The following is a 26,977-nucleotide window of genomic DNA, read 5'->3' on the forward strand; positions in this document are numbered from 1 at the left end:
ATCACTTCGTCGGGTCGAGGACGAGCTTGCCGGTGGTGCGGCGGGCGAGGAGGTCCTGGTGGGCCTCGCGGACGGCGGACAGCGGGTACCTGCCGCCGACGACGGGCCGCAGGGAGCCGTCGGCCACCATCGGCAGCAGCTCGTTCATCGCGGCGTCGAGCATCCGCGGCCGGGACATGCAGTGGGCCAGCCAGAAGCCGATGACGGCGCGGCTGCGCTGCATGAGGGCGCCTGGCGGCACCGCCCTGGTCTCCTCCCGGGCGGCCATGCCGTAGGTGACCAGCCGGCCGAAGGGCGCCAGCGCCGACAGCGATCCGGCGAACACGTTCCCGCCGGTCATCTCCAGCACGATGTCGACCGGCTTGCCGCCGTTCGCCTCCCGCAGGGCGCCGGTGAACTGCCTGGGGTCGTCGTCGGCCAGGGCGGGGTCGACGGTGGCGTGCGCGCCGAGCTCCTCGGCCAGCGCCCGCTTCTCGGGGCTGGAGGCGGTGGCGATGACCCGGCCGGCGCCCCAGTGACGGGCGAGTTGCACGGCCAGGGACCCGACGCCACCGGCGCCGGCGATGACGACGACCGACTCGCCCTCGGCCAGGTGGGCGCTGGTGCGCAGCAGGTGCCAGGCGGTCGCCCCCTGGAGGACGACGGCCAGCGCCTGCTCGTCGCTGACACCGTCGGGCACCGGCCAGGTGAGGACGTCGTGCGCCACCGCCTTCTCGGCGTAGCCGCCGCCGTCGAGCAGTCCCACGACGCGCGGCCCGCCACCGACCGGGGTGCCGACGAACTCCGCGCCCGGGATCAGCGGCAGCTGCTGGGCGGCGAGGTAGGAGTTCTCGATCTGGTGGGTGTCGGCGAAGTTGACTCCTGCCGAGCTGACCTCGTAGAGCCTCTGGCCCTCGCCAGGCTCCGGCTCGGGGAGGTCGACGATGTCCATGACCTCGGGGCCGCCGAAGCGGGTGATCTGCACGGCACGCATGCAGGTGAGGCTAGGGGAGCAGGCGTGCGCCGAGGCGGCGGCACCTGACGACGGTGCTCACGCTCCTCCTCCTCCCGGCGTGCGGTGACAGAGCACCGCGATGGCGATCGTGGGGACGAGGGTCAGCGCGGCGATACCCGTCCCGACCAGGGCGGGGCCTGTGGCCCCCAGGCCGGACTCGAGCGCGGAGCCGGCGATCCCGGAATCGACGGCGGTGCCGAGGTTGTAGCCCGAGACCGACATCGCCACGCCTAGCGTGGGCGCCACACCGGCGAAGCGGACCGCGAGCGCCGACAGCACCGGGTTGGCGCTGAGCCCGAGCAGCCCGACCAGGACCGCCAGCAGCACCGTCGGCACGGGGTAGGCCGAGAACCGGCAGAGCGCCAGCAGCACGACCGTGGTGGACGCCGCGACCGCGATGGTGGTGGTGTGCGGCCGGGCGTAGCCAGCCGGCCGCCGTGGATGGTGCCTATGAGGGAGCCGACGCCGAACCCGACGAGGACCAGCGGCACCCACGTGGGTGCGAGGCCGGCCCGGTCGGTGAGCAGCGGGGAGATGAAGGAGTAGACCGACAGCACGCCGCCGGTGGTGGTCGCGCAGGCGGCGAGGACCAGCCACAGCCGGCCGGACCGCATGGAACCGAGCTCCGAGCGCAGCGGGACCGGCTGCTGCTCGTCCTCATCCCGGTGGACGTGCCGCGCGATGAGGGGCACGGCGGCGAGTGCCAGGGCGGCGAGGGCCCAGAAGGCCCTCGCCAGCCCGACAGTTAGCCGGCGAACGCGCCGAGCGGCACCCCCGAGGACGTTGGCGAGCATTCCGCCGGCGCCGACCAGCCCGAGTGCCCGGGGCGCTGGCGCCGGGACCGGCGGCGCGGGTCGCCGCCACCGACGCCACCGCCCAGAACGCCCCGGTCGCGAAGGCGGTGACGAACCGAGCGGCGAGCAGCAGCGCGAAGCTGGAGCCGACGGCGACCACGAGATGGCCGACCGCGAACACGACCAGGGCGAGCACCAGCGTCGTCCGTCGCGGCATCCGCCGGGTTAACAGCGCCATCGTGGGCGCGCCGACCACCATGCCGACGCCGAACACAGTGATCAGCAACCCGGCCTGGGCCACGCTGACCTGCAGGTCGCCGGCGATCTCCGGGAGCAGACCGGCGACGACGAACTCGGTGGTGAGCATGAGGAACGTGCGACGGCGAGCACGTACACGACGAACGGGAGCCGCCCGGTCGGGACGGCGTTCCCGGTCGGGACGGCGGACAGTGCCGCCGGCCCGGCCGGACGGGTCAGCTGGTCGTAGGTCACCGCAGGGTGGCGGCGTCGATGACGAACCGGTAGCGGACGTCGGAGGCCAGGACGCGCTCGTAGGCCTCGTTGATCCGGTCGGCGGCGATGATCTCGACCTCGGCGCCGATGCCGTACTCGGCGCAGAAGTCAAGCATCTCCTGGGTCGCGGCGATGCCGCCGATCATCGAACCGGCGAACGTGCGGCGGCCCCCGATGAGGGACATCGCGTTCACGGCGAGCGGCTCGGCCGGTGCCCCGACGTTGACCAGCGCGCCGTCCACGGCGAGCAGCGACAGGTACGCGTTCACGTCGATCGGCGCACTCACGGTGTTGACGATCAGGTCGAACCGGCCGGCCAGCTCGGCAAAGGTCTCCGGGTCGCTGGTCGCGAAGTAGGCGTCCGCCCCGAGGCGCAGGCCGTCCTCCTGCTTCTTCAGCGACTGCGACAGCACCGTCACCTCGGCGCCCATGGCGTGCGCGAGCTTGACGGCCATGTGCCCGAGACCGCCGAGCCCGACGACGGCGACGCGCTTGCCGGGGCCCGCGCCCCAGCGGCGCAGCGGCGAGTACGTGGTGATGCCGGCGCACAGCAGGGGTGCGGCGGCCGCCGCCTCGATGCCCTCCGGGACGGAGAGGACGTAGCCGGCGTCCACGACGACGTGGGTGGAGTAGCCGCCCTGCGTCGTGGTGCCGTCGCGGTCGGTGCCGGCGTAGGTGGCGACCATGCCCGGGACGCAGTACTGCTCGTCGCCGTTGCGGCAGTTGGCGCACTCGCCGCAGCTGTTGACCATGCAGCCCACGCCCACCCGGTCACCCGCCCGGTGCCGCGTCACGTCGGCGCCGACCTCGGCGACGACGCCGACAATCTCGTGGCCGGGGACGACGGGGAAGGGCTGCGGGCCCCAGTCGCCGTTGACGGTGTGGATGTCGGAGTGGCAGATGCCGGCGTACTGGATCTCGATGAGGACGTCGTTCGCGCCGACGTCCCGGCGCTCGATGGTGGCGGGGGCCAGGGGCTCCCCGGCGGCGGGGGCGGCGTAGGCGTTGACGCGCATGGTGCTCCTCGTGTGCGTGGATGAGCGATCGGCGGTGGAGTGGCGCTGCGCTCCACGGAACGCCACCTGTCCCGGGCGTGGGAGGGCGGGTTTGTGGGGGGTACAAGCTCGACCTCCCTCCACCGGCGGAGCGACGTAGCGTCGAGGGCGTGGACAACCGCTCCGACATCCGCGACTTCCTCGTCAGTCGCCGCGCCCGGATCACGCCGGAGCAGGCCGGGCTGCTGCCCGGGGGTGGACGGCGACGGGTGAAGGGGCTGCGGCGGGAGGAGGTCGCCGTCCTCGCCGGGGTGAGCACCGACTGGTACACCCGGCTGGAGAAGGGCCACATCGCCGGCGTCTCCGAGGACGTGCTGGAGGCCGTCGCCCGGGCGCTGCAGCTCGACAACGCCGAGCGGACCTACCTGTTCGACCTGGCCCGCGCCGCCAAGCCGAACCGCACGCCGCAGCGTCGCGGCAAGACGTCCATCCAGCCGCGAGTGCAGTGGATGCTGGACACGATGACGGGCTCGGCCGCTTTCGTCGCGAACGGCCGCCTGGACATCGTCGCCACCAACGCCCTCGGGCGGGCGCTGCACTTCCCGCTGTTCGACAACCCGCGGGGGCGGGCGAACTTCGCCCGGTTTCAGTTCCTCGACCAGGGGGCACGCGACTTCTACCCGGACTGGGAGGGCGCCGCCAACATCACCGTCGCCCTGCTCCGTGCCGAGGCCGGCCGCCGTCCGCACGACGCGCAGCTGCGCGAACTGGTCGGGGAGCTCTCGACGGTCAGCGAGGAGTTCCGGGTCCGGTGGGCCGCCCACGACGTGCGCATCCACCACAACGGTGCCAAGCAATTCCGCCACCCGGTCGTCGGCACCGTCGACCTCACCTACTGCACCCTCGACCTGCCCGCCGAGGACCGGTCGGATCTCCGCCTGACCGTCTACACCGCCGAACCCGGGTCGCCGTCGGAGGACGGCCTCAAGCTGCTCTCCAGCTGGGCGGCGACCGCCGTCGACGTGGTCGCTCGGGCGGCGGACCCGTCCTGACCCCGTTATCCGGGACTGCGATGGGAGTCGTCCGGCCCGGCGTGCTCAGGTAGGTCTCAGGACACGCGGTGGTGGGTGTCGGCGAAGTTGACTTCTGCCGAGCTGACCTCGTAGAGCCTCTGGCCCTCGCCAGGCTCCGGCTCGGGGAGGTCGACGACGTCGAGGACCTCGGGGCCGCCGACGCGGGTGATCTGCACAGCTCGCATGCCCGTCAGGCTAGGGCGCGGTCCTCGGGAGCCGGACGCGGACAGGGACACCGTCGCGGTGCCTCGACGAACGATCGAGCGCCTCCGCAGGGGAACCCGTCAGGTCGGGGTAGGAGAAGCCTGTGCTGACGCGCCGACAGTTCCTCTTGGTGACTGGCGGGACCACGGGCGCCGGCCTGCTCGCTGCTTGCGGCATCCGGCTCCCGGACGGAGTCCGTGGTGGGGCCGGGCAGGCAGATGGCGCAGCTCTGACGGCGCGCCCCGGAGCAGCGCCGACCGGGTCCTCGAATGGACCACCGAGCACTCCCGGCACCCATCCGCTGGGTCTCGAGGCCGACCGGGACCCGCTCCTGTACGTCCCGCCGACTGTCGCTCCGGATACGGCGGCGCCGCTCGTCCTGACCCTGCACGGAGCGGGGGGCGACGCAGCCGCCGGACTGGCGCTGCTGCAGCCTCTGGCGGATGAACGTGGCCTGCTGCTGCTGGCGCCGGCGTCCCGCGAGACGACGTGGGACGCCGTCCGCGGTGCCTACGGGCGGGACGCCGCAGTCATCGACCGGGCGCTGACGCGGGTGTTCTCCGGGTTCGCGGTCGATGCGGGTCGAGTGGCGGTGGCCGGGTTCTCCGACGGTGCCTCCTACGCACTCGGCCTGGGCCTGGCCAACGGCGACCTGTTCCGGAGAATCGTCGCGTTCTCCCCCGGCTTCGTGCCGCCGGGGGCGGAGCGCCAAGGCACCCCGCTGGTGTTCGTCTCCCACGGCGACGCCGACGAAGTCCTGCCGGTCGACCGGACCAGCAGGAGGATCGTGCCCGAACTGCGCGACGACGGGTACGACGTGACGTACCGCGAGTTCTCCGGGCCGCACACCGTGCCGCCTGACATCGCCCGGGAAGCCGCGGACTGGCTGCGTTGACTCGGGGGGCGTGATCTCCGGCGGTCCGTGGGCTGAAGGGCACCGCTTCGACAGTGCTGAGCCAGGACCTCCGATGTACCTCCCGCGCCATGGAGTGGTGGGTGTCGGCGTAGCCGATGCCGGCGGTGGAGACGTCGTACAGCTTCTGGCCGTCCCCGGCCTCCGGCTCCGGGACGTCGACGACGTCGAGGACCTCGGGGCCGCCGAAGTGGGTGATCTGCACGGCTCGCATCGACCGGACCTAGGACATTGGCGCACGGCCCTCCGGCACGGGTCGCAGAGCTCAGGCGACGATGCGGCTGCTGGAGGTCCGCCCGGTCCGTGCCCCTGGGCGACGGCGCTGCGGGCCTCTCCTCAGCCGGGCCGCTCGGTCAGGCGACGTCGGTGCGGGCGCCGGTCAGGTAGTCGCGCACAGCCGGCTCGGGAACCCGGAAGGACCGGCCCACTCGGACGGCGGCCAGTTCACCGGCGTGCACGAGGCGGTACACGGTCATCTTCGAGACCCGCATGATCGCCGCGACCTCGGTCACCGTCAGGAAGGTGACGGCCGCGCGAGGGGCCGGGGCCGGCCGCTGCATCACGGGGCCCGCCGCCGTCGGGCGTCCAGCCTCGGGGCGGACACCCATGGGGCGGGCGGCCACGGGGTGCTTGACCGTCGGGCCCGAGCCGGGCATCGCGGAGCGGGGGGAGGGGCGCTGGCCGTAGGCGACCGGGCGGGAGTAAGCGGGAGCGGGGGAGCGGTGCGGCAGGGACACGTGGTTCTCCTCGGTGGTGGTCCTCGGTGACGCGAGGCCGGCTCTCATCCGGCGACGGTGCGCGCTTGTGCTGCTACTGAACGTAAGGGGAAGCAACCGTGCCCGCGAGGGTGAGCGGCGACGAGACGGACCGGTCCGTTTCGTCAGATGTTGACCGTGCGCCCGGCGTGGCCCGGGGGATGCGCGAGGCGGGTGGCACGAATGGGGCGACCGCGGAGATCGGCGACCACCGGGCAGTCGCCGCTCGTTCGGAATGCCGCGTCGACCGAGGCCTCCGACAAGGCCTGGGGGCGCGTCTGCGTCGTTGCTGCCGGCGGTCGAGACGTCGTAGACCTTCCGACCGAGCCGGCGCGCGACGGCTTCGTGACAGCCGACAGCGCAAGAGGCGATCCCGTGCGGGCTGACTCCCCGGACGGGAGGTGTAGGCGGTTCGCCCCGAACTCACCCCCGCGCCGAGCCGGCGGTCTGCTCGAGCGGGGGAGGGCCGGCCCCACCGGCGGGGTACTCCAGCAGCGGCACGGCGTTCCGCGCCCACGCCTGCAGCACCGGATCGACGATCCGCCAGGCCTGCTCCGCCTCCTCGCCGCTGACCGAGAGTCGGCTGCCGCCGGACAGGAGATCGGTCAGGACCTGGCCGTACGCGGCGCGCTCGCCCGGGGCGGTCACCTGCACGCCGGGCTGCCGGCTCTCCAGCGGCGCGTCCAGCTCGATCCAGAGCCGGTCGGCCGCCACCCGCTCGGCGTCGCCCGGGTCGCACGCCGGCGCGGCGGTCCGGAAGTGGAGGGCGACGCCCTTGCGCGCCGTGCCCAGTGCCTTGCCGGTGCGCAGCACGAACCGGGTGCCGGTCCACCGAGGTGTGTCCAGTTCCAGCAGCAGCTCGGCGTAGGTCTCGGTGCCGCGAGCGGGGTCCACGCCGTCCTCGTCGCTGTACCCGGGCACGGCCCGACCGCCGGTCGCGCCGGGCTCGGCCAGCGTCCCGGCGGCATAGCGCGCCCGTCGGGTCCGGAACGGGACCTCGGCCGCGGAGCACACGCGAACGGACCGGAGCAGCTCCAGCTTGGCCGCATGCAGCTCGCCCTCGGTCTGCCGGGCCGGCGGCTCCATCGCGACCAGGGTCAGGACCTGGAGCATGTGGTTCTGCATCACGTCCCGGACGGCGCCGGTCCGGTCGTAGAAGTCCGCCCGGCCCCCGAGCCCCAGCGTCTCCTCCCACAGCACGTCGACCTGTGCGATGGAGGCGCTGTTCCAGACGGGGGTCAGCGGGCGGCCGGGGGCGTGCCGGTCGAGCAGTGCCTGCACCTTCGGCATCCCGAGGAAGTGATCGACGCGAAAGGCAGCCTCCTCCACCCCGCCGGTCACGCGGGTGAGCAGCTCGTTCAGCGCCACCGCGCTCGTCAGATCGGTACCGAACGGCTTCTCCACGGCGATGCGGCTGCCGACCGGAAGGTCCGCGCCGCCGAGCGCGCCCAGCACCGCTGGGAACAGCACCGGGGGAAGAGCCAGGTAGACCGCTACCGCCGGCCGGTCAACGGCATCGCCGCCGTCATCGAACGCGCCCACCGCGGCAGCGACGCTGCCCGCCGCCTCGAGGTCGACCGCCCGGTACCGCAGGCGACTGATCAGCGCGTCGCGTGCCTCGATCGGCACGTCCCCGGCGTGCTGCTGCAATCGGGTGGCCACGTGGGATCGGAAGGTCCGGTCGTCCCAGTCCTGGTGGGCGCTGCCCACGACCTGCAGGCCGTCGGGCACCCGGCCGTCGGCCGACAGCCGGGCGAGCGCGGGCAGCAGGAAGCGCCCGGCGAGGTCGCCCGTAGCACCGAACAGGAGCAACCGGCTGATCACGAGTTCTCCTGGAGGAGGGTGCGGACCGGGGATCGGCTGCGTCCGAGCCATCGGTCGGGTCGGGCGGGCGGCGGGGCGGTGACCATGGCGCGACCATCCTTCCCGAGCCCCGCGACCCGCGTCCACGCGGCCGAGGAGGCGTTCGCACGCGCGGCCTGAGCGTGAACCCGTCCCGGGCTGCAGCTGTCGCTGGAGGAGCCCGCCCGGCGCGCGGATGCCCCGGCCCGCGCGGTGCGGGCCGGGGCATCCGGACAGGTGGTGCCTACCGCAGGTCGTAGCGGTCCAGCTCCATGACCTTCACCCAGGCGGCCACGAAGTCCCGCGCGAACTTCTCCTGCGCGTCGTCGGAGGAGTACACCTCGACGATGCCGCGCAGGATCGAGTTCGAGCCGAACACCAGGTCGGCCGCGGTGGCCGTGCGGACGACGTTGCCGTCGGCGTCCAGCCCCTCGTAGACGCCCTCGGTGTCGACCGAGCTGCGCCACGAGACGCCCAGGTCGAGCAGGTTGCGGAAGAAGTCCTGCGACAGCACGCCGGGGCGGTCGGTGAAGACGCCGTGCCGCACGCCGCCGGTGTTGGCGCCGAGCACGCGCAGGCCGCCCAGCAGGACCGTCATCTCCCTGGCGGTCAGCTCCAGCATGTAGGCGCGGTCGACCAGCAGCGTCTCGGGGGCGAGCTTGCTGCCCGGCCGGATCCAGTTGCGGAACCCGTCGGCCTGCGGCTCGAGCCAGCCGAAGTTCTCGATGTCGGTCTGCTCCTGCGAGGCGTCGGTGCGGCCCGGGTGGAAGGGCACGGTGACCGGAACGCCGGCGTCCGCCGCCGCCTTCTCCACCGCCGCGCTGCCGCCGAGCACGATCAGGTCGGCGAGCGAGACCTTCTTGCCCGTCTGCTGCTCGAACTCGCCCTTCACCCGCTCGAGCACCGGCAGGACGTCGCGGACGCCCTCGTTGACCGCCCAGCCGGTCTGCGGCTCGAGACGCAGTCGGGCGCCGTTCGCCCCGCCGCGCTTGTCCGTGCCGCGGTACGACGCGGCGGCCGACCACGCCGTGTGCACCAGCTGCGACACGGTCAGGCCGGAGGAGAGCAGCCGCTGCTTGAGGTCCGCGACCTCGGCGTCACCGACCAGCTCGTGGTCGACCGGCGGGACCGGGTCCTGCCAGATCAGGTCCTCGCTCGGGACGTCCGGGCCCAGGTAGCGGCTCTTCGGCCCCATGTCGCGGTGCAGCAGCTTGAACCAGGCGCGGGCGTACTGGTCGGCGAAGTACTCGGGGTCGTCACGGAACCGCTCCGCGAACACGCGGAACTCGGGGTCGGCGATGAGGGCGAGGTCGGTCGTCGCCATCATCGGCGGGTTCTTCTTGCCCTGGATGTGGGCGTCGGGCACGAGCTCCTGCGCCTCGGGGTTCTTGGGCTGCCACTGCTTGGCGCCGGCCGGGCTCTCGACGAGCTCCCACTCGAAACCGAAGAGGGTCTCCCAGTAGGAGTTGTCCCACTGCGTGGGCGTCGGGGTCCAGGCGCCCTCGAGGCCGCTGGTGATCGTGTCGGCCCCCTTGCCGGTGCCGTGCTGGCTGATCCAGCCGAGACCGTTGCCGTGCACGGGGCAGCCCTCGGGCTCCGGGCCGACGAGCTCGGGGTTGCCCGCGCCGTGCGTCTTGCCGAAGGTGTGGCCGCCGCCGATGAGGGCGACGGTCTCCTCGTCGGTCATGCCCATCCGCCGGAAGGTCACCTTGATGTCGTGGGCGGAGGCGAGCGGGTCCGGCTGGCCCTTCGGGCCCTCGGGATTGACGTAGATCAGCCCCATGGTCACGTTGGCGAGCGGGCCGTCCTCCAGGTCGAGCTGGGCCTGGTCGGCGTAGCGCTCGTCGCCGAGCCAGGTGTCCTCCGGTCCCCAGAAGACCTCCTCGGGCTGCCAGGTGTCCTCGCGGCCGAAGGCGAAGCCGAAGGTCGGCAGGCCCATGTCGTCGTGGGCCACGTTGCCGGCGAGGACCAGCAGGTCGGCCCAGGACAGCTTGCGGCCGTACTTCTGCTTGATGGGCAGCAGCAGGCGGCGGGCCTTGTCCAGGTTCGCGTTGTCCGGCCAGCTGTTGAGCGGGGCGAAGCGCTGGCCGCCCTGCCCGCCGCCGCCCCGGCCGTCGGCGATGCGGTAGGTGCCCGCGGCGTGCCACGACATGCGGATGAACAGCGGGCCGTAGTGGCCCCAGTCGGCCGGCCACCAGTCCTGCGACGTGCGCATGACCTGGACCAGGTCGCGCTTGAGCTCCTCGACGTCCAGCTCGGCGAAGGCCGCCTTGTAGTCGAAGTCCTCGCCGAGCGGGTCGGAGTCCTTCGAGGGCTTGTTGAGCACGGAGAGGTCGACCTGGTTGGGCCACCAGTCCCGGTTGCTCCGCGGCCGGCGGTTGGTGACCTGGGTCGGCGACGGGATCGCCGGGTTCTCGCTCTCGCTCGTGCTCTCGGTGCGGATCTTGTCGGACTCGTTGGTCACTGCGGGCCTTTCTGGGCGTGGGACGGGAGGGTGGACGGTCGGTGGGTCAGGCGGTGGCGCAGGTGGGGCAACGGCCCCAGAAGACGACCTCGGCCTCGTCGACGACGAAGCCGGCGTCGTCGGAGGGGCTGAGGCACGGAGCCGCGCCCACGGCGCAGTCGACGTCGACGATCGCGCCGCAGGATCGGCAGACCAGGTGGTGGTGGTTGTCCCCCACGCGTGCCTCGTAGCGCGCGACCGAGCCCTGCGGCTGGATGCGCCGCACCAGGCCCCGGTCGGTCAGGACGTGCAGCACGTCGTACACCGCCTGGTGCGACACCGCGCCCAGGCGGGCGCGGGCGGCGTCGATCAGCACCTCGGTGTCGACGTGCGGGTGCGCGTGGACGGCGTCCAGCACCGCCAGGCGGGGGCGGGTGACCCGGAGACCCGCCGCGCGCAGCACGCGCTCGAGTTCTACGGCATCCGGCACGGCCCCATCCTCACCGCTTTCCTTGAATCAGTCAAGATCCGGCGGGGCTGCGCCGTGCTGCTCGACCGCTGATCCCGAACCCGGGACACCAGCCGCCCGCCGGCCGATGACCGCCGGCGGCCGGCAGGGGACGGATGCAACGGGCGCGGACGTCCTCCTGGGGGCGGATGTCGGCGCCGCCGTACCGCTCGGGGGTGAAGGCTGCGCCCCCGCCCCGAGGGGGGCGACAGGGTCGGCCCCCTGGTCGAGAATGGAGCAGACCGAGCCGTGCGGCGCGGAACGGTCGTCAATGGGCTTCGACGGGCGATCGCCCCGGTCGACCCGCTGGGGAGTGGAGGGGTCATGGCCTATCCCGACGAACCCGGCGACCTGATCGTCTCGCTGCAGGACAGGGCCAGGACCCCCGTCGCGACCGAGGGGCATCTCGCGCTCGGTGTCCTCTACGGCACCGACCTCGCTGTTTTCGTCCTTCCCGAAGGCGCCGAGTGGGATGACCCCCTGGACCTCGAGGTCCTCATCTCGCCCACGGCCCCGGATTCCGACGCGCTCGTCGAACGCCTCCGTCCGCGTCACCTCGAAGTCGCCAGTCTGGAGTCGGCACCGCAGGTTCGAGTGGCGACCGTCCGGCTCGCTCACGGCTCCGTCTATGCCACCCGCGCACCCGCCCTACCGCCCACCGACGTCGTCCGCCAGGCGTTGAGCGAGCGCGACGACCTGGTCGCCGCCCTGACGTCGCTCGGCCTGCTGCCCGAGTACCTGGCCGGCCTCGACCAGGAGGCTCTGCGTGCGGTGGAGGCGGTCGAGGCAGCACAGCGCCTGGAGTTGCAGGTCCAGCGGATCGGGAGGACGCCAGGGCAGATCCTCAACTGCGTGTTCAGCCCGAGGTGCCATCCCCATGAGCTCCCGTGGCGTCCCTGAGGCCGGGCTGCCCGGAGAGCTTCCCGCAGTCATGACGGGCATGACCGTGCCCTGGCGGGGCCGCCTCGCCCGGCTCCACCCCTACGACGACGTCGCCCTGGCGGCCGCGGTGGCGGTGCTGGACATGACGACGCAGTGGGCCCCCGGGCAGCAGCCGGCGCTCCTGGCCGACCTCCAGCCGAGCCCGCCCGTCCTGCTGCTCGCCGTGGCGGGCTACGTGCCGCTGGCGTGGCGACGGCGAGCGCCGCTGGCGGTGTTCGCGGCTGTGTGGCTGCACAGCGTCGCCGCCCACCTCCTCGTCAGTGGCTACCGCCCGACACTGTCGGTGCTGCTGGCGCTCTACACGGTGGCGGCCGTCTGCCGGCCTGCGCGGTCCGTTCCGGCCCTGGCTGCCGCGTTCGTGGTGTCCGGCCTCTCCCTCGTCGCCGAACTCGCCGACGTGCCCTCCTCGCTGCGCGCGGCGACCCTGTGGGGCGGGATCCCGCTGTTCGCGCTCCTGGACCTGGTGACGTGGGGCGTAGGGGTCTGGGTCGGCCGCACGCGTCAGGATCGCGCAGACCTGCTCGCTCGCCGCGACCGAGCGGCCCGCGAGGCGGTGACCGCTGAGAGGGACCGCATCGCCCGGGAGCTCCACGACATCGTGGCGCACGCCGTGACGATCATGGTGGTCCAGGCCGCCGGTGCCCGCAGGGTCCTGCCCCGCGACCCCCGACAGGCCGAAGGCGCGCTCACGAACATCGAGGAGACGGGAAAGCAGGCGATGATCGAGCTCCGTCGGCTCCTGAGGGTGCTGGGTCAGCAGCCGGGTCAGCCGGAGGGCTCCACCAGGACCCCGAATCCCGGCCTGGGGGAGGTCGACGAGCTCGTGGACCGCATGCGCAAGGCCGGACTCGACGTGGCTGTCCGCCGCATGGGCACACCCGGGCGGCTCGACCCCAGCGTCGATCTCGCCGCGCACCGCATCGTGCAGGAGGCGCTGACGAACGTGCTGAAGCACGCCGGGCCCGGTGCGCACGCGGCCGTCGAGCTGCACTGGGACGACTCGACGCTTCTCCTGTCCATCCAGGACGACGGTCGAGGCGAGAGTCCGGCAGCCCGTGCCACGCTCTCGACCGGTCACGGCCTGCTCGGCGTCAACGAACGCGCTCGAGCGGTGGGTGGTGGACTGGCAGCGGGGATCCGGCCCGGAGGCGGTTTCGAGGTCCGGGCGTCGCTACCGGCTGCGCCGATGCCGATGCCGATGCCGATGCCGGCGCCGTACGCCGGGGAAGCCGGTCGCCAGCCTTCGTCCCCGGACGCGGTGAAGGCGGAACCAGGATGATCCGCGTCCTGCTCTGCGACGACCAGCCCCTGGTCCGAGCCGGCTTCGCGATGCTGCTCCGGGTGGAGCCGGACATCGAGGTCGTGTGCGAGGTCGGTGACGGGGCGAGCGCCGTCGAGCAGACGCGGCTGCAGCGACCTGACGTCGTCGTGATGGACGTCCGCATGCCGGGCATGGACGGGGTCGAGGCGACCAAGCAGATCCTGGCGGAGGCCGACGGGCCGGACGGGAGCCGGCCGAAGGTCCTGATCCTGACCACCTACCACGTCAGCGAGGCGGTCTACGCAGCGCTACGCGCGGGGGCCTCGGGCTTTCTCCTCAAGGACGCCGCGCCGGACGAGCTCGTGGCAGCGATACGCGCGGTCGCCGACGACGAGGCGTGGCTCGATCCCGCCGTCGCGCATCAACTCATCGCCGAGTTCGCGGCACGACCTGAACCCCTCGCCGCCAGCCCGGAGGAGCTCAAGCGCCTGACGTCGCGCGAGCGAGAGGTCCTCGTGCTGATCGCCCACGGCCTCTCGAACGTCGAGATCGCGACGCACCTCGTGGTCGGGGAGGCGACGGTCAAGAGCCACGTCAGCCGGATCATCTTCAAGCTGGGTCTGCGTGACCGGGTGCAGGCGGCCGTCGTCGCCTACCAGTCCGGACTCGTACGGCCGGGACAGGCGCCACCCCCGGCCGCCGGCTGGCGCTCGAGCTGAGGGTGGAACCGACCAGACGATTCGCGGGCCGTCGTTCCCGGGAGTGGTGACAGCGTCGCCGGATGCCCGGCTGGGGCGCCGGGCAGATCGCCCCGGCTCATCCAGCAGCGGTGGGGCCGGCTCCACCCGACCGGCTGAGCTCGTACGCGGGCGCCTGTGCATGGCGAGCACGGCCGGCGGCTGATGGAGCAGACGGCGAGACGGCCGTGCGACGACGCGCAGCGGCCGTAGCGGTTTCCCGACCGACGGTGTCGATGGGCGGCCCGCGGGCGGAGGAACGACCGCCGCATCCCCATCCGGTCGGACGCCGGAGATCGATCTCCGGCCGGACGACCTCTGCCGCAGCCGTGGCGAGCATTTTCCCGTCAGGGCGACAGATGTTCTCCGCGGAGAACTGACCCGAGGACCAGCCGGGCCGCGGGCGGCGTCCTGATCCGACAACCCAGGGTCCGCCACGAGAGGTTCCCATGACGTACGAGCCCTACCCCACCAACGTGCAGTCCGCACCGCGCGGAGGCTTCATCGGCTTCCTCACGACCATCCCCGGCATCCTGACTGCGGCGGCAGCCGTCATCACGGCCTTGAGCGGGGGGCTGTTCCTCGTCCAGGACGGCACTGCGCCGTCCGGGGGTGCGGCGACGAACATCACGGTCGAAGCGCATCCCGCTCCTGACTCGTCCACGCCCGAGGACGCGTCGGCGATCGATGCGGGAAACGCCTCGGCGGAGCTCGATGGAGCCGCGGTCGACGACTCCACGGCCACGTTGATCGATGAGTGCGCGGCCGGCTACGTCGACGCCTGCCAGACGCTGCTCGACGTGCTCGTCGACGAGTGCTACTACGGCGTCGGCCTCAGCTGCGACATCCTGTACTGGGCCACTCCGGTCGGCTCGGCCTACGAGGAATACGGCGCGACGTGCGGAGGCAGGTTCGGCTGGGAGTACGCCGGCGCCTGCGGTCAGCTGTGAACCGGGACGGTCGTGTCGGGACGCCGGGTCGTGAGGTGGGCGAGGCGCGACCCGGGCCCGGCAGGGCTGTGGACCGACCGACGTTCTGGTGGGTGGCCGCCGCCGTCTTCATGGCCAATGCGGCCCTCTCGGCGAGCGAAGCGCGGTGGCCCGTGGCGTTCCTCCAGGTCGTCACCGCGGTCTGGGCATCCCTTGCCGGGCTGACCGCCCGGGACAGCTGACCAGCCACGACGGGTCCGAGAACAGATCCCCGGCGGCGATCAGCCGTCGGGGATCTCCCGCTGCTCGACCTTCGCGGGCCTCCGCCCGTCCGGGCGACCGAGGGGCGACCCGCACCCCCACGCCCACCCAGCACCACCCGACGTTCCCCCGGCTCGACGCGTCGAGACGGCTCGTCAGGTCGTGGTCGGTGCCGGCGTCGTCGATCCCCGCCGTCGACACGTCGTGGAGCTGCTGACCGGGCCCGGCCTGCGGCTGCCGGTGCCGACGATGTCCAGGACCTCGGGCCCGGCTGAAGGGTGTGATCCGCACGGCTGCATCGCATCGGGCCAGGTGTTCCGCCGGCCGGGGACGGGGGGGAGGGGCTCGGTCGGCGCGCGCGGCGGCGCTCCTGCAACGAGGAGACGATTTCGACCGCCGTGGGCGGCGAAGGCGAGTAGACACATCACCAGCGACCTCCTCCGGCCAGGAAGAGGAGGTCCACCGGCACGGCGAGCGTGACCCGACATCGAGCGAGCTTCGGCTCACCCGGACGAGCAACCGAAGACCCGGGAGCTGAGATGAAAGCCATCACCGGAGGTCCCCTGGCAGTCCTTCTCCTGCTGGCCGCTGCGTGTGCCAGGGAGAATCCGAATCCCCCCGACACCCCGGTCGCCGGGGCGCCGACCCTGCGGGCGACCGTCGGCACCGAGGAGTCCCCTGACGCCTTCGTGATCGCCCTGGTCGACGAGAACGGTGATCCGGTCACCGAGCTGCCAGCCGGCGAGTACAACATCGAGGTCACCGACCGGACCGCCGCCCACAACTTCCACCTCAGTGGTGGGGACGGGGCGGTCGACGAGAAGACCGGCCCCACCGAGAAGGTGGAGACGCTCTGGGTGGTCACCTTCGAGCCGGGCGAGTACCGCTACATCTGCGATCCGCACCCCAGCATGAACGGTCACTTCACCGTGAGCTGACGTGCGCACGTCGCTCCCGTGTCGGCGGTCGTTGTCGGGTCGCGGACCCGGGTCCACCATGCGGGGATGGGCCAGGGCGTGCCCCCGCAGAGTGCCATGACCGCCGTGCTCGCGGACGGCCGGCGCCTGTCCTGGGCCGAGTACGGCATTGCCGACGGTGCGCCACTGGTGATGCTGCACGCCACGCCCGGCTCCCGGCTGCAGTTCCAGTGGATGCACGCGCCCGCAGCCGCCGCCGGCATCCGGCTGATCGCACCCGAGCGGCCGGGCTACGGCGCCAGCGACCCCGTGCCCGGGGGCACCACCTTCGCGGCGTATGCCGATGACCTGCGGCAGCTGCTCGACCATCTCGAGCTACCGGTCGTCACGCTGTGCGGGGTCAGCGGTGGCGGCGGCTTCGCGCTCGCCGCTGCACTCGCGCATCCCGAGCGCTTCGGACGGCTGATCCTGGTCTCGGCCGGACTTCCGGTCCCGCGGGCCGCGCGGCGGGGGATGGCCCTGCCGGTCCGGCTGCTGCTGTTCCTGGCGCGGTACGCCCCGGGGCTCACGGGGAGACTGCTGGCCGCGCAGCTGTCCGCCGATCCGGACTCGCAGCTGAGCAGGGCCGGGAAGCGCTTCATGCCGGCCTCCGATCGCCGGTTGCTCGACGCTCCGGAGTGGCGCCGGTGGTTCGACGAGGACTTCCGCGAGGCCCTGAGGCAGGGCCCTGGCGCCGCGGTCCACGACCTCGCCATGAGCAGGGCACCGCTCGGCGCGGACCCGGCGGACCTGGCCGTCGACACGGTGCTGCTGCACGGCACCGAGGACGTCAACGTGCCGGTCGGGATCGCCCGGTGGCTGGCGGCGCAGGCTCCCGCCGCCCGGCTGATCGAGCAACCCGGATCGGGCCACCTGTTCAGCCTCGAGCGCCCCCAGCTGATCTTCGAGTGGGTCGGCCGTCCATGACATCCGGGTCCGTGCTCAGATCTCGACCGCGTTGCCGCAGATGCCGCAGACCTCGAGCTCCCGCCGTCCCCACCGGGCGACCGGCAGGAAGAAGAGCGTGAACTGCCGGACCTGCCGTACCCGCGCCCACTGCGAGGTGTTACCGCAGCGCCGGCAGGTGCGGACGGATCCCGGCCCCAGGTGCCGCTGCTTGGTCCCGAAGCCGACGAGGAGGAACACGGCGCCAGCGTAGGGAGCCGACCCCGTCGCCGTCCGGTCTTCGGTCGATGACGCCAGGGACTGTCATCGCCGTGGCGGACCGTGAGGACGGGCGGGTTCACCGGGCATGGAGGCGGTGGCCTCGCCGTCGCGCTGGTGGGCGCCGCGTGTGGTTGGCTTCGAGCGGGCGGCTACCAGGGCCGCTGCGGAATGTCCCCGCGGCCGCGTGTCGAGCGATCCTGCGGCGACCCGGGAGCCGACCGCCCGGGTCCGCGGCCTCGTCCAGGACGCGCAGGGTCGCGACGACCGAGGAGGCTCTCATTCCGGCTGACGGGATCCTGGACGCCGCGACGCGGGTCGCTGATCACCTGCTGGAGGTCCAGACGCGGGTGAACGGGCAGATCGATGCCGCGCTGGCGGAACTCCTGCCCGACGTCCAGGAGCGACTGGGCGTCGGGCCGGCGAACGACGTCGACCTCTCCGACCTGGTGAACACCCGGATCACCGGCCTGAGCGTGGTCGTCACCCCGGCAGCGGTCGCGACCGTCGTCCCGCTGTCGGCCGCATCCGCCGCCACGACGCGGGCCGGGCGCCGCGCGGTGACCGACATCGTCGACGGCACCGATGACCGCCTGGCCGTCATCGCCGGCCCGTGCTCCATCCACGACCCGGCGGCCGCGGTGGAGTACGCCGGCTTCATCGCCCGCATGCGGGAGCGGCATGGCGACGACCTCGAGATCCTGATGCGGACGTACACCGAGAAGCCGAGGACCGAGGTCGACTGGAAGGGCTTCGCCTACGACCCGTTCCTCGACGGTTCCAGCCGCATCAGCGTCGGGCTCGTGGCGACCCGGATGCTCATGTGCCGCATCACCGCCATGGGTGTACCGGTCGCCGCCGAGCCGCTGAACGCGCTGACACCCCAGTACGTCAACGGGCTGGTCACCTACAACGGCGTCGGCGCGCGCAACGTCACCGACCAGACCGCCCGCGAACGGGTGTCCGGCTTCTCGTCCGTCGTCGGCTTCAAGAACTCGCCGGAGGGCAGCATCGAGGCCGCCATCCAGGCGGTCAGGACGGCGCGGGCTCCGCACGAGTTCCTCGGCGTCGACCACCACGGGGTGAGCGCTCAGCTGTCGACGACCGGCAACGACACCGCCCACGTCATCCTGCGTGGGGACAAGCACGGGCCGAACTACTCCGCGGCGCACATCGCCGACACCAAGCGGAAGCTCGCCGAACGAGGTCTGCCCGAGGTCGTCGTGGTCGACGCCTCGCACGGCAACAGCCAGAAGAACCACCTGCGCCAGATCGAGGTCGTGCGAGACCTGGCGGGTCAGATCGCGGCGGGGGAGCCGGCGATCCGGGGCGTCATGGTCGAGAGCAATCTCGTCGCGGGGCGGCAGGACCTCGACCAGCGCCACCCCGAGCGCCTCGAGTACGGCAAGAGCGTCACCGACGCCTGCGTCGACCCCGGCACGACGGAGGTGATGCTGGCCGAGCTGGCCGAGGCCGTCCGGGCACGGCGCGGCGCCCGGGCTCGTCCTCCAGCGCAGCGTTGAGCGCGCCTGATGCTTGATCGTCCGCCCCGACTCCCATCTGGACGTGCCCCGACCGGCTCGAGCCGGACCGTGGTTCTGCAGCCTGACGAGCCCATTCCCGAAGGCGGAGGCGTGCGGGATGGGTTCCGGGCAGCGCTCGACTGCGACGTGCCCCGAGCCGGATGAACTCACATGCCCGGGTGCGTGAGCCGACCGAACCCATGGAACGGGCAGGCCTCTCGTCGCGTCCGCGGGGCGGCGGTACACCCGCGATGAAGGCTCGGACAAGGAGCCAGGGCGGGGCTCACCATGGCTGCGTTGGGTAGCTGTCACTCGAGCACGTGCGGCGCGCTCGGCGAGGGGATGTCGCCGTTCCAGGTCCAGGTGGTCTCCGCGACCCCGGACGGGCAGCACGTCGAATCGGAGGCACGGTAGTAGTGCTCGTTCACGACCAGCCGCTGCTCGCCCCACTCCTGCACGGACAACGTCGTCGGCAGCTGGTTCGCCTCCTGGACCTGAGCCGTGAGGGTGCCGAGACCGATCAGCCGTCCGCCGCGAACGGCGTACGTCACCAGTCCGTACTCGAGCGTGCTCGATCCCGTCCCGCCACCGTTGTCGCAGTACGCGCTCAGGACTGCCTCGTCGGCGTCGTCCCCTACGAGATCACCGTAGGAGACGTCGAACCAGGCGACGGTGACCGGTCCCCATGTCTCGGAGCTGGCCCTCGCCATCCCACCGTCCAGCTGTGTGACGGTTGGTATGCCGCAGAACCGCGGCGGCAGGGGGGCCGCGTCCCAGTCCATCTGGTGCAGGTCGCCCGCAGCGACCCCGAGGTCCGTGGGTCCGGGCGACGGCCCGCCACTGGGCGAGGGAGCAACGGCTATCGGTTGTCGGGCCGCCGGCTCGATGCGGGGCCCCGGGGTCGGGGCACCGCAGCCGCCAGCGGGCACGACGAGCGCCGTGAGGAAGAGGGCTCCAGCCGTCCGCGCCCGCACGTTGCACCTAGCCGCGTCCGGTGCAGGGTGGGTCGTACGCGATGTCGGCCGGGAGGTACTCCGCCCACTGCGCCTGCGTGATGCGGTCCGACGCGGCGCACAGCTCGCCGAGCAGCCGTCCCACGTCGACGTCCCAGATCTGCATGTCGCCGCTGGTCGCCGCCGCGAGGAGCGTCCCGTCGGGGCTGAACGAGACAGCTGCGCCGTTGTAGACGCCGCCCGCGTCCAGAGTCGCCATCGGCGCCGGCGTGGCCGTCACGTCCTCGCGGGCCCAGAGACGCACCGCGTCCACCCCCGCACTGGCCATGACGCCACCGTCCGGGCTGAGCGCCAGACCGGTGAGGGCACCGTTGTGGGCAGCGCGGGATGCCATGAGCCGCGGACGCGAGGGCGTCGAGATGTCCCACGACGACAGGGAGCCGCGCACGCCGCCGGCGATGAGGATCTCGTTGCGGGTGTCGATCACGACCGCCGCGATCTCCTCGTCCGGCATGGAGACGCGGGAGAGGACCTCGGGTGTCTCGGGGTCGCGGACGTCCCAGAGCGTCGCGCCCCCTTCTCGGCCGAGCGTCACGAGAGTGCGGCCGCTCGCGTCGAAGGCTGCGCCGTGCGGAGCGGGGCGGGTTTCCGGCAACGTGGCGAGGGCCCGTGTCGAGCCGTCGACGATCGACCACAGGGCCACGGTGTAGTTCTCGCTCGCGACCGCCAGGACGCTGCCGTCAGGGCTGAAGACGGCGAGGTCCGAGGGTTCCACCACGGCCGTGCCCTCGGTCAGGAGCCGAGGCTCCGACGGGTCCTCGGCGTCCCACAGGACGACGGGACTGCCGCTCGCGATGACGGAGGAGCCCGGTTGGTACGCGTAGGCCGCCCCGCCCCCCACCGCCAAGGTCGGGACGGCGGCGCCGGGTCGGGGGTCGCGGGGATCGTCGAGCAGCCAGGAGCGCGCGGGGAAACCGGCGATGACGGCCTGGGCGTCCGGCGCCCAGGCCGGTACGGCCTGACGGCCACCGTCGATGCGGCTGGTGGCGCCGGCCCGCGTAGCCCCCTGCACGGGCCATACGCGCACCACCGACCGGCCGGGGAGGCCAGTGTTGGCGCCTGGGGCCACCGGGTCGTCACTGACGACCACGAGCTGCCGGGACCGGACGCCGAAGGCGACCGCACGGACTCCGGCGCTCACTCCCCGGAGACGCTCGCCGAGGATCGGACGGGTGAGGTCTCCCAGATCCCACAGCTGGGTGACCCCGGAGGGCGTCCCGACCGCCAGGACCCCTCCGTCGTCGGAGACGGCGATGCTGTTGACGCCGAACGACTCGCCGGGCACCGAGTCCCGGAGCACGGGCTGCAGCGGGTCGGCGATGTCCCAGACCTCGACGTCGGCCACCGAGCCTGCTCGCGCCAGCGTCTGCCGGTCCGCGGTGACCACTGCCCTGCCGGTGCCCGCCGCCAGCGGCGTCACGATCACGTCGACGGGGAGCGACGCCGTGTCCACGCCCGCAGCCGTCACCCGGGACGGCGACAGCAGCGTGCCGTCGTCGAGGAGCACCAGCCGGTCCGGGCTCTCGCCGGTCGGCACGGTGGTTCCGGTGACCGGTTCGGCAGGGTCGGCGACGTCGTAGAAGGTGATCGAGGTGGAGTCCTCGACGATCAGGACCTCGCCGCCGGGCGCGTACGCCAGCCGTTCCACGGCGGGGTCGGGAGCGTCCAGTTCGGCCAGCAGGCGTGGTCGGGCGGCGTCGGAGATGTCGAACAGCCCGAGCCGGCCCGGCCCGGTCGTCGCCGCCATGCCCGTGCCCGAGGGTGAGAACGCGACCTCTCCTTTCTCCGGTACGGAGTCGGTCACGGTGGTCAGCAGCCGCCCGCTGTCGGTCTCGTAGAGCCGCAACTCGGGGCCACTGACGATGGCCACCAGGGGCAGGCTCGCGTGCACGGCCACGTCGGGGTCGTACCCGGCGACGCCGAACTCTCTGGGCATGCGCGGGGACCGGACGAGCGCTCCGACGGACTCCTCCGTGGGGCTCAGCCGATGGGCCTCGAGGAGCAGCTGCCGGGCTAGCGACGGGCGTTCGTCCTCGATGCTGGCGCTCTGTGCCACCAGCTGTCGCGACGTCGCCGTGTAGCGCTGCTCGATCGCTGCGTTCCTCCGGTCGACGGCCACGACCGCCGCCACGACCGACGTCGTGAGGAGGGCGACGAGCGTCGCGATCACCGTCGCGACCATCCGGCGCGTCTGACGGCGCCGCCGCAGGTGTTCTCCGACCACGCGGTCCTTCGGCACGCGGCGCATCGAGGCCAGGAGCTGTGCCGCGGCGTCCGTCAGCCGGGGGTCACGCTGGTCGATCTGCTCCAGCCCGGCCATCCAGCGCAGGTCCACCCAGATCGGCTCGTCGGGAAAGGCAGACCGCCACTTCTCGGGAAGGGCTCCTGGACCTGCCGACGTCGCCTCGGGGTCGGTGTCCCAGCTCATGTGGCCGTCCAGGACGGCGAGATACAGGTCGTCCGGCCCACGATGCCGCAGCCACCAGGCGACCTCGACGTCCACCCATCGAGACCGCCGCGAGGTCGCGGAGATCAGGAGGACGAGCGCGCGGGAGTTGCCCAGCGCCTCTTCTATGGCCTCCCTCAGCGACCCGTTCCCGGCGAGCGTCGCGGTGTCGAGGAAGACCCGTCTGTCCCTCGCGCGGTACCACGGGGTGCCGAAGCGCTCGATGGCCTGCCCGAACGGCTTGGCCGCGGCTGCATCGGCCCGGCTGTAGGACAGGAAGGCGTCGTACGCGAACTGGTCCGGGGCCGGTTCGGCGCGACGATCAGCAAGGGGGCGTACCCGGGCTGCAGTGCCGCTACGAGACAACGTCGACCACCGTGGTCATCCCCCGGCCGCTCTGGATGGCCGTGACCGGATCAATGCTGGTGCCAGCAATGTATCCGCGGCCACAGCCAACTCCTAGTACGACGAGATCGCCCGGTACGACGAGGGACAAGCGGCGGTCCTGGATACACCACCGGGCGCTTCGGCCCTCCTCGAGGCACCACGGCCCGACGAGCGACGATGGCGGTGAGCGTGGGCGGACCGCCGGGTGTGACCTGCAGCGACCCACTAGGTTCGGCACGAGACGGCCGGACGGCGCAGGGAGAGGCACGTGGGCAGATCGGTGCTGGTGACCGGGGGCAACCGGGGGATCGGGCTGGCGATCGCCCGCTCGTTCGCGGAGCAGGGCGACTCGGTCGCGGTCACCCACCGTGGCAGCGGCGCACCCGAGGGGCTGTTCGGCGTGCAGTGCGACGTCACCGACACCGAGGCCGTCGACCGTGCGTTCGGCGAGGTCGAGGAGCACCAGGGCCCGGTCGAGGTGCTGGTCAGCAACGCCGGCATCACCCGTGACGGGCTGCTCATGCGGATGAAGGAGGAGGACTTCACCGACGTCCTCGACGCCAACCTGACCGCGGCCTACCGCGTGGCCAAGCGGGCCACCGCCAAGATGGTCCGTGCCCGTTCCGGCCGCATGATCTTCGTGTCGTCGGTCGTCGGGCTGCTGGGCTCGGCCGGGCAGACCAACTACGCGGCCAGCAAGGCCGGGCTCGTGGGCCTGGCCCGCTCGATCGCCCGTGAGCTGGGCAGCCGCAACATCACCGCGAACGTCGTCGCGCCGGGATTCGTCGAGACCGACATGACCGCGGAGCTGCCCGAGAAGCGGCAGCAGGAGATCCTGGGGCAGGTGCCGCTGGGCCGGTACGCCTCGGCGGACGAGATCGCCGGCGTCGTGCGCTTCCTGGCCAGCGACGCGGCGGGCTACATCACCGGGGCGGTCGTCCCGGTCGACGGCGGACTGGGGATGGGGCACTGATGGGCATTCTCGAGGGCAAGAAGATCCTCGTCACCGGCGTGCTCACCGAGGCGTCGATCGCCTTCGCGACGGCCCGTCTGGCGCAGGAGCAGGGCGCCACCGTCGTCCTGTCCAACTTCGGCCGCGCCCTGTCGCTGTGCCAGCGGATCGCCAAGCGGCTGCCGGAGGAGGCGCCGGTCGTCGAGCTCGACGTGACGGACACCGAGCACCTGAGCACGCTGGCCGACCGGCTGCGCCAGCACGTCGACGTCCTCGACGGCGTCGTCCACTCGATCGGCTTCGCGCCGCAGGAGGCGATGGGGGAGGGCTTCCCCGAGGTCGCCTGGGAGCACGCCGCGACGGCGTTCCACGTGTCGGCGTGGTCGTACGCATCCCTGACCCATGCCTGCCGGCCCCTGCTCGCGAACCCCGCTTCGGTCGTCGGGCTCACCTTCGACGCCACCGTCGCCTGGCCGGTCTACGGATGGATGGGCGCGGCCAAGGCCGCGCTGGAGTCGACCTCGCGCTACCTCGCCCGCGAACTCGGCCCCGACGGCATCCGGTCCAACCTCGTCGCCGCCGGGCCGCTGCGCAGCATGGCGATGAAGTCGATCCCCGGGAGCGCGCAGTTCGAGGAGGCGTGGGAGAAGCGCGCGCCGCTCGGCTGGTCGGTCACCGACACCGAGCCCGCGGGCAAGGCCGTCGTGGCGCTGCTGTCGGACTGGTTCCCCGCCACGACCGGGGAGATCGTGCACGTCGACGGAGGCTTCCACGCCGTAGGCGTGTGACCCGCATCCGTCCGCTCCCCGGGAGAGAAGAACCACCGTGCCCCGCGCGACCGTCGACATCACGCCCGCAGACCAGCGACCCGACGAGGACCCGTCGCTCGCCGTCCGCAACAACGGGGGCGTGCCGCCGTCCGTGGACCCGGCGCCGGCCGGCCGCCGGGAGGCGCTGCTGGTGCTCTCCTTCGGCGGGCCCGAGGGGCACGACGACGTCATGCCGTTCCTCGAGAACGTCACCCGGGGTCGCGGCATCCCGCGGGAGCGGCTGAAGGAGGTCGCCGAGCACTACCACCACTTCGGCGGCGTCAGCCCGATCAACGACCAGAACAGGGCGCTGATCGCGGCGGTCGAAAAGGAGCTCGCCGAGTCGGGGCTCGAGCTGCCGGTCTACTGGGGCAACCGCAACTGGGCGCCCTACGTCGAGGACACCTGGGGGCGGATGGCCGAGGACGGCATCGAGCACGTCTACGTCTTCTCGACGTCGGCCTACGCCTCCTTCTCGGGTTGCCGGCAATACCACGAGGACATCGCCCGGGCCCGCGTCGCGACGACCTTCCCCGCCCGCCCAGGGGGACCGACGGCGGAGAAGCTGCCGCACTACTTCGACACCCCGGGCTTCGTGCACGCCAACGCTGACGCGCTCGCGGCCGCCATCGCCTCGCTGCCGGAGGAGCTGCGGACCACCGCGCGTCTGGTGGCGACGGCGCACAGCATCCCCGACGCCATGGCGGCGGTCGCCGGCCCCGACGGCCACGCCTACGAGGCGGAACTCCTGGCCGCCGCCGAGCGGGTCGTCGCCGAGGCCGCGCCGGGGCGCACGTTCGACCTCGTGTGGCAGAGCCGCAGCGGCCCGCCGTCGGTGCCGTGGCTGGAGCCCGACGTCAACGACCACCTGCGCGTCCTCGCCGCGCACGGGGAGACGGCCGTCGTGCTGTTCCCCATCGGGTTCATCAGCGACCACCTCGAGGTCATCTGGGATCTCGACAACGAGGCGAGGCAGACGGCGGAGGAACTGGGCCTGGCCTTCGCCCGCGCGGCGACCGCCGGCACCCATCCGGCGTTCGTCCGGTCCATCCGGATGCTCGTCGAGGAGCGCCGCGCCGGCGGACTGCCGCGGCTGGGCACCGACTGCCCCGCCGCCTGCTGCTTCGTGGCACCCCGGCCTCGCCCCGCCGGCTGAGCGCAGGCCGGGTCCGGCCCGCGGATCCGCTCGGTGGGTGCGGACCCACCCCGACGCCTCCGCCGGGTCCATGATCTGGTCGTGCCGTTCGCCACCCACGTGCCTGCCGCACCGCTGCGGCCGTTCGTCGCCGCGGCGCAGGGCTACCGCGTGCCGGCCAATCCCACCGGGCTCCACCGGGGCCTGCCCTCCCGCCATCTGACCCTCGTCGTGGAGCTGCGCGCGCCGCTGGGCGTCTCGGGTCTCGGCGACCCGGTCGCGGCCCACGGGGTGGTGGGCGGCCTGCACACGGGGCCGGCGCTGATCGACGCGTCGCTCCCGCAGGAGGGCGTGCAGTACGCGCTGACCCCGTGGGGCGTGCGGGCCCTCCTCGGCGTCCCCGCCGGCGAACTGCGGGGTCAGGCGTTCGACCTCGCCCTCCTGCTGGGTCCGGAGGTGACGTCCCTGGTGGAGCGGCTGCGCGCGGCCACGAGCTGGGCGGAACGATTCGAGCTGGTGGACGCCACCCTGGTGCACCGGCTGCACCGCGCGCCGGGGACTTCGGGGGAGGTGGCTCCGGAGGTCAGGGCGGCCTGGCGCCTGCTCGTCGCCAGCCGTGGGCGGCTACCCGTCGCCACGGTCGCCGGGCGGGTGGGATGGGGTCGCCGCCACCTGTCGGAGCGCTTCCGCCTGGCGACAGGGCTCACCCCGAAGGAGGCAGCGCGGGTCGTCCGTTTCGAGACGGCGCGCAGCATGCTGCTCGACGCCCGCAGGCCAGCACTGGTCGACGTGGCGATGCGCTGCGGATACGCAGACCAGCCGCACCTGGCCCGCGAGTGGCGGGCCCTCGCCGGGTGCAGCGTGGGGACCTGGCTGCGCGAGGAGCTCCCATTCGTACACGACACGAGCGGACCGGAACCAGCACGATCGCCGGCATGAACGAGAACAGCATGGCCGGCCCGCCGCCGCCGACCGTCTGGCCCAGTGTCGGCTTCACGGACGTGGACGCCGGAGTCCGGCTGCTCACCGAGGGATTCGGCTTCGTCGTGACGGCGATGTACCGGGACGACGCGGGAGCCGTCGTCCACGGTGAGGCCCGGTGGCCCGACGGGGGCGGCGTCATGTTCGGCTCCCGTGGCAAGGCGGGTGCGTGGGGAGCGCTCGGACCGCAGGGCATCTACGTGGTGGCCGCCGAACCCGGCGCGGTCGACGACGCCTGGAAACGGGTGACGGCCATCGAAGGGGTCGAGGTCCTGCAGCCGCTCCACGACACCGACTACGGATCCCACCAGTTCGACGTCCGTGACGTCGACGGCAACCTGTGGACCCTCGGGACCTACCGCGGCGCCTGACCCCGCCCTGCTCCGGCCGTGCCCTCGACGCCGCCTCCAGCCGTCGATCATCGGCATGTGGCTGGTCGACACGCCG

The 26,977-nt window shown here is 72.7% G+C and carries 27 protein-coding genes and 1 pseudogene; 15 read left to right on the top strand and 13 right to left on the bottom strand.

Features of this window, described 5'->3' with window-relative positions:
- Position 1 precedes the first annotated feature (1 nt).
- The 5 genes and pseudogenes from ACFSHS_RS22180 to ACFSHS_RS22200 form a co-directional block, all read right to left on the bottom strand.
- Positions 2-973 (bottom strand): quinone oxidoreductase family protein, encoded by a 972-nt coding sequence (locus ACFSHS_RS22180; RefSeq protein WP_376880982.1) that lies wholly within the window; start codon positions 971-973, stop codon positions 2-4.
- A gap of 57 nt (positions 974-1,030) precedes the next feature.
- Positions 1,031-1,366: a hypothetical protein gene (locus ACFSHS_RS22185; RefSeq protein ID WP_376881158.1), complete on the bottom strand. Its 336-nt coding sequence runs from the start codon at positions 1,364-1,366 to the stop codon at positions 1,031-1,033.
- Positions 1,367-1,473: 107 nt separating this feature from the next.
- Positions 1,474-1,761: pseudogene (locus ACFSHS_RS22190) on the bottom strand (hypothetical protein); the annotation flags it as partial.
- Positions 1,652-2,155, bottom strand: a complete 504-nt coding sequence (locus tag ACFSHS_RS22195; protein ID WP_376880985.1) for an MFS transporter — start codon at positions 2,153-2,155, stop codon at positions 1,652-1,654. The gene ACFSHS_RS22195 and the pseudogene ACFSHS_RS22190, both read right to left, overlap by 110 nt.
- A 121-nt stretch (positions 2,156-2,276) precedes the next feature.
- Entirely contained in the window at positions 2,277-3,317 is a 1,041-nt protein-coding gene (locus ACFSHS_RS22200) for an NAD(P)-dependent alcohol dehydrogenase (protein WP_376880988.1), read from the bottom strand.
- A 149-nt stretch (positions 3,318-3,466) separates the two neighbouring features.
- On the opposite strand from ACFSHS_RS22200, the gene ACFSHS_RS22205 reads away from it, so the two are divergent.
- Entirely contained in the window at positions 3,467-4,348 is an 882-nt protein-coding gene (locus ACFSHS_RS22205; RefSeq protein WP_376880991.1) for a helix-turn-helix transcriptional regulator, read from the top strand.
- Between the two features lie 56 nt (positions 4,349-4,404).
- Here ACFSHS_RS22205 and ACFSHS_RS22210 read toward each other — a convergent pair whose 3' ends face one another.
- Positions 4,405-4,554 carry a Zn-dependent oxidoreductase gene (locus tag ACFSHS_RS22210; protein ID WP_376880993.1) on the bottom strand — a complete coding sequence of 50 codons (150 nt, stop codon included), beginning with the start codon at positions 4,552-4,554 and terminating at the stop codon, positions 4,405-4,407.
- Positions 4,555-4,703: 149 nt separating this feature from the next.
- On the opposite strand from ACFSHS_RS22210, the gene ACFSHS_RS22215 reads away from it, so the two are divergent.
- Positions 4,704-5,468, top strand: coding sequence for an alpha/beta hydrolase (locus ACFSHS_RS22215; RefSeq protein ID WP_376880996.1), 765 nt, complete (start codon positions 4,704-4,706; stop codon positions 5,466-5,468).
- A gap of 371 nt (positions 5,469-5,839) precedes the next feature.
- Here ACFSHS_RS22215 and ACFSHS_RS22595 read toward each other — a convergent pair whose 3' ends face one another.
- The 4 genes from ACFSHS_RS22595 to ACFSHS_RS22235 form a co-directional block, all read right to left on the bottom strand.
- Positions 5,840-6,271 carry a helix-turn-helix domain-containing protein gene (locus ACFSHS_RS22595; RefSeq protein ID WP_458199569.1) on the bottom strand — a complete coding sequence of 144 codons (432 nt, stop codon included), beginning with the start codon at positions 6,269-6,271 and terminating at the stop codon, positions 5,840-5,842.
- 393 nt (positions 6,272-6,664) lie between these two features.
- Positions 6,665-8,065 carry a glucose-6-phosphate dehydrogenase gene (locus tag ACFSHS_RS22225; protein WP_376880998.1) on the bottom strand — a complete coding sequence of 467 codons (1,401 nt, stop codon included), beginning with the start codon at positions 8,063-8,065 and terminating at the stop codon, positions 6,665-6,667.
- Positions 8,066-8,327: 262 nt separating this feature from the next.
- Entirely contained in the window at positions 8,328-10,547 is a 2,220-nt protein-coding gene (gene katG, locus ACFSHS_RS22230; RefSeq protein ID WP_376881000.1) for a catalase/peroxidase HPI, read from the bottom strand.
- A 46-nt stretch (positions 10,548-10,593) separates the two neighbouring features.
- Positions 10,594-11,016 (bottom strand): Fur family transcriptional regulator, encoded by a 423-nt coding sequence (locus ACFSHS_RS22235; RefSeq protein ID WP_376881003.1) that lies wholly within the window; start codon positions 11,014-11,016, stop codon positions 10,594-10,596.
- 342 nt (positions 11,017-11,358) lie between these two features.
- Here ACFSHS_RS22235 and ACFSHS_RS22240 point away from each other — a divergent pair, with 342 nt between their 5' ends.
- The 7 genes from ACFSHS_RS22240 to ACFSHS_RS22270 all read left to right on the top strand — a co-directional run bounded on the left by ACFSHS_RS22240 (position 11,359) and on the right by ACFSHS_RS22270 (position 17,047).
- Positions 11,359-11,934 (top strand): hypothetical protein, encoded by a 576-nt coding sequence (locus ACFSHS_RS22240; RefSeq protein WP_376881005.1) that lies wholly within the window; start codon positions 11,359-11,361, stop codon positions 11,932-11,934.
- Positions 11,912-13,255, top strand: a complete 1,344-nt coding sequence (locus ACFSHS_RS22245; RefSeq protein WP_376881007.1) for a sensor histidine kinase — start codon at positions 11,912-11,914, stop codon at positions 13,253-13,255. Before ACFSHS_RS22240 ends, ACFSHS_RS22245 begins: the two co-directional genes overlap by 23 nt.
- Positions 13,252-13,956 carry a response regulator gene (locus ACFSHS_RS22250; RefSeq protein ID WP_376881010.1) on the top strand — a complete coding sequence of 235 codons (705 nt, stop codon included), beginning with the start codon at positions 13,252-13,254 and terminating at the stop codon, positions 13,954-13,956. The genes ACFSHS_RS22245 and ACFSHS_RS22250 overlap by 4 nt, the downstream gene beginning before the upstream one ends.
- Positions 13,957-14,423: 467 nt before the next feature.
- Positions 14,424-14,924 carry a hypothetical protein gene (locus tag ACFSHS_RS22255; RefSeq protein ID WP_376881013.1) on the top strand — a complete coding sequence of 167 codons (501 nt, stop codon included), beginning with the start codon at positions 14,424-14,426 and terminating at the stop codon, positions 14,922-14,924.
- Positions 14,925-14,992: 68 nt separating this feature from the next.
- Positions 14,993-15,145, top strand: a complete 153-nt coding sequence (locus ACFSHS_RS22260; RefSeq protein WP_376881015.1) for a hypothetical protein — start codon at positions 14,993-14,995, stop codon at positions 15,143-15,145.
- A gap of 558 nt (positions 15,146-15,703) precedes the next feature.
- Positions 15,704-16,102: a cupredoxin domain-containing protein gene (locus ACFSHS_RS22265; RefSeq protein ID WP_376881017.1), complete on the top strand. Its 399-nt coding sequence runs from the start codon at positions 15,704-15,706 to the stop codon at positions 16,100-16,102.
- 96 nt (positions 16,103-16,198) lie between these two features.
- On the top strand, positions 16,199-17,047 hold the full coding sequence (locus ACFSHS_RS22270; protein WP_376881020.1) for an alpha/beta fold hydrolase: 849 nt from the start codon (positions 16,199-16,201) through the stop codon (positions 17,045-17,047).
- Between the two features lie 15 nt (positions 17,048-17,062).
- On the opposite strand, the gene ACFSHS_RS22275 is transcribed toward ACFSHS_RS22270, so the two are convergent.
- Positions 17,063-17,266: a zinc-ribbon domain-containing protein gene (locus ACFSHS_RS22275; RefSeq protein WP_376881022.1), complete on the bottom strand. Its 204-nt coding sequence runs from the start codon at positions 17,264-17,266 to the stop codon at positions 17,063-17,065.
- A gap of 368 nt (positions 17,267-17,634) precedes the next feature.
- Here ACFSHS_RS22275 and ACFSHS_RS22280 point away from each other — a divergent pair, with 368 nt between their 5' ends.
- Positions 17,635-18,807: a 3-deoxy-7-phosphoheptulonate synthase gene (locus tag ACFSHS_RS22280; RefSeq protein ID WP_376881025.1), complete on the top strand. Its 1,173-nt coding sequence runs from the start codon at positions 17,635-17,637 to the stop codon at positions 18,805-18,807.
- 308 nt (positions 18,808-19,115) lie between these two features.
- Here the strand turns inward: ACFSHS_RS22280 and ACFSHS_RS22285 are convergent, their stop codons facing one another.
- Positions 19,116-19,517, bottom strand: coding sequence for an LppP/LprE family lipoprotein (locus ACFSHS_RS22285; RefSeq protein ID WP_376881027.1), 402 nt, complete (start codon positions 19,515-19,517; stop codon positions 19,116-19,118).
- Between the two features lie 271 nt (positions 19,518-19,788).
- Entirely contained in the window at positions 19,789-22,632 is a 2,844-nt protein-coding gene (locus ACFSHS_RS22290; protein ID WP_376881030.1) for a TIR domain-containing protein, read from the bottom strand.
- A 289-nt stretch (positions 22,633-22,921) separates the two neighbouring features.
- On the opposite strand from ACFSHS_RS22290, the gene fabG reads away from it, so the two are divergent.
- The 5 genes from fabG (at position 22,922) to ACFSHS_RS22315 (ending at position 26,901) form a co-directional block, all read left to right on the top strand.
- Positions 22,922-23,626 carry a 3-oxoacyl-[acyl-carrier-protein] reductase gene (fabG, locus tag ACFSHS_RS22295; protein ID WP_376881033.1) on the top strand — a complete coding sequence of 235 codons (705 nt, stop codon included), beginning with the start codon at positions 22,922-22,924 and terminating at the stop codon, positions 23,624-23,626.
- On the top strand, positions 23,626-24,393 hold the full coding sequence (fabI, locus tag ACFSHS_RS22300) for an enoyl-ACP reductase FabI (RefSeq protein ID WP_376881036.1): 768 nt from the start codon (positions 23,626-23,628) through the stop codon (positions 24,391-24,393). The genes fabG and fabI overlap by 1 nt, the downstream gene beginning before the upstream one ends.
- Before the next feature lie 37 nt (positions 24,394-24,430).
- On the top strand, positions 24,431-25,570 hold the full coding sequence (locus tag ACFSHS_RS22305; RefSeq protein WP_376881039.1) for a ferrochelatase: 1,140 nt from the start codon (positions 24,431-24,433) through the stop codon (positions 25,568-25,570).
- 81 nt (positions 25,571-25,651) lie between these two features.
- Positions 25,652-26,488 (top strand): AraC family transcriptional regulator, encoded by an 837-nt coding sequence (locus tag ACFSHS_RS22310; RefSeq protein WP_376881042.1) that lies wholly within the window; start codon positions 25,652-25,654, stop codon positions 26,486-26,488.
- Complete coding sequence (locus tag ACFSHS_RS22315; RefSeq protein WP_376881045.1) at positions 26,485-26,901, top strand: VOC family protein; 417 nt, start codon at positions 26,485-26,487, stop codon at positions 26,899-26,901. Before ACFSHS_RS22310 ends, ACFSHS_RS22315 begins: the two co-directional genes overlap by 4 nt.
- The last annotated feature ends 76 nt before the right edge of the window (positions 26,902-26,977 follow it).

Source organism: Blastococcus deserti (assembly GCF_042682525.1).
Classification (GTDB): domain Bacteria; phylum Actinomycetota; class Actinomycetes; order Mycobacteriales; family Geodermatophilaceae; genus Blastococcus_B; species Blastococcus_B deserti.

What these genes read in the sequence shown, in the direction of transcription:
- ACFSHS_RS22255 (WP_376881013.1), top strand. Translation starts at nt 14,424, where the DNA reads ATGACGTACGAGCCCTACCCCACCAACGTGCAGTCCGCACCGCGCGGA.
- ACFSHS_RS22285 (WP_376881027.1), bottom strand. Translation starts at nt 19,517, where the DNA reads ATGGCGAGGGCCAGCTCCGAGACATGGGGACCGGTCACCGTCGCCTGG.
- ACFSHS_RS22595 (WP_458199569.1), bottom strand. Translation starts at nt 6,271, where the DNA reads ATGAGAGCCGGCCTCGCGTCACCGAGGACCACCACCGAGGAGAACCAC.
- ACFSHS_RS22195 (WP_376880985.1), bottom strand. Translation starts at nt 2,155, where the DNA reads ATGCTCACCACCGAGTTCGTCGTCGCCGGTCTGCTCCCGGAGATCGCC.
- fabI (WP_376881036.1), top strand. Translation starts at nt 23,626, where the DNA reads ATGGGCATTCTCGAGGGCAAGAAGATCCTCGTCACCGGCGTGCTCACC.
- ACFSHS_RS22240 (WP_376881005.1), top strand. Translation starts at nt 11,359, where the DNA reads ATGGCCTATCCCGACGAACCCGGCGACCTGATCGTCTCGCTGCAGGAC.
- ACFSHS_RS22180 (WP_376880982.1), bottom strand. Translation starts at nt 973, where the DNA reads ATGCGTGCCGTGCAGATCACCCGCTTCGGCGGCCCCGAGGTCATGGAC.
- ACFSHS_RS22265 (WP_376881017.1), top strand. Translation starts at nt 15,704, where the DNA reads ATGAAAGCCATCACCGGAGGTCCCCTGGCAGTCCTTCTCCTGCTGGCC.
- ACFSHS_RS22210 (WP_376880993.1), bottom strand. Translation starts at nt 4,554, where the DNA reads ATGCGAGCTGTGCAGATCACCCGCGTCGGCGGCCCCGAGGTCCTCGAC.
- ACFSHS_RS22200 (WP_376880988.1), bottom strand. Translation starts at nt 3,317, where the DNA reads ATGCGCGTCAACGCCTACGCCGCCCCCGCCGCCGGGGAGCCCCTGGCC.
- ACFSHS_RS22245 (WP_376881007.1), top strand. Translation starts at nt 11,912, where the DNA reads ATGAGCTCCCGTGGCGTCCCTGAGGCCGGGCTGCCCGGAGAGCTTCCC.
- ACFSHS_RS22315 (WP_376881045.1), top strand. Translation starts at nt 26,485, where the DNA reads ATGAACGAGAACAGCATGGCCGGCCCGCCGCCGCCGACCGTCTGGCCC.
- ACFSHS_RS22270 (WP_376881020.1), top strand. Translation starts at nt 16,199, where the DNA reads ATGACCGCCGTGCTCGCGGACGGCCGGCGCCTGTCCTGGGCCGAGTAC.
- ACFSHS_RS22250 (WP_376881010.1), top strand. Translation starts at nt 13,252, where the DNA reads ATGATCCGCGTCCTGCTCTGCGACGACCAGCCCCTGGTCCGAGCCGGC.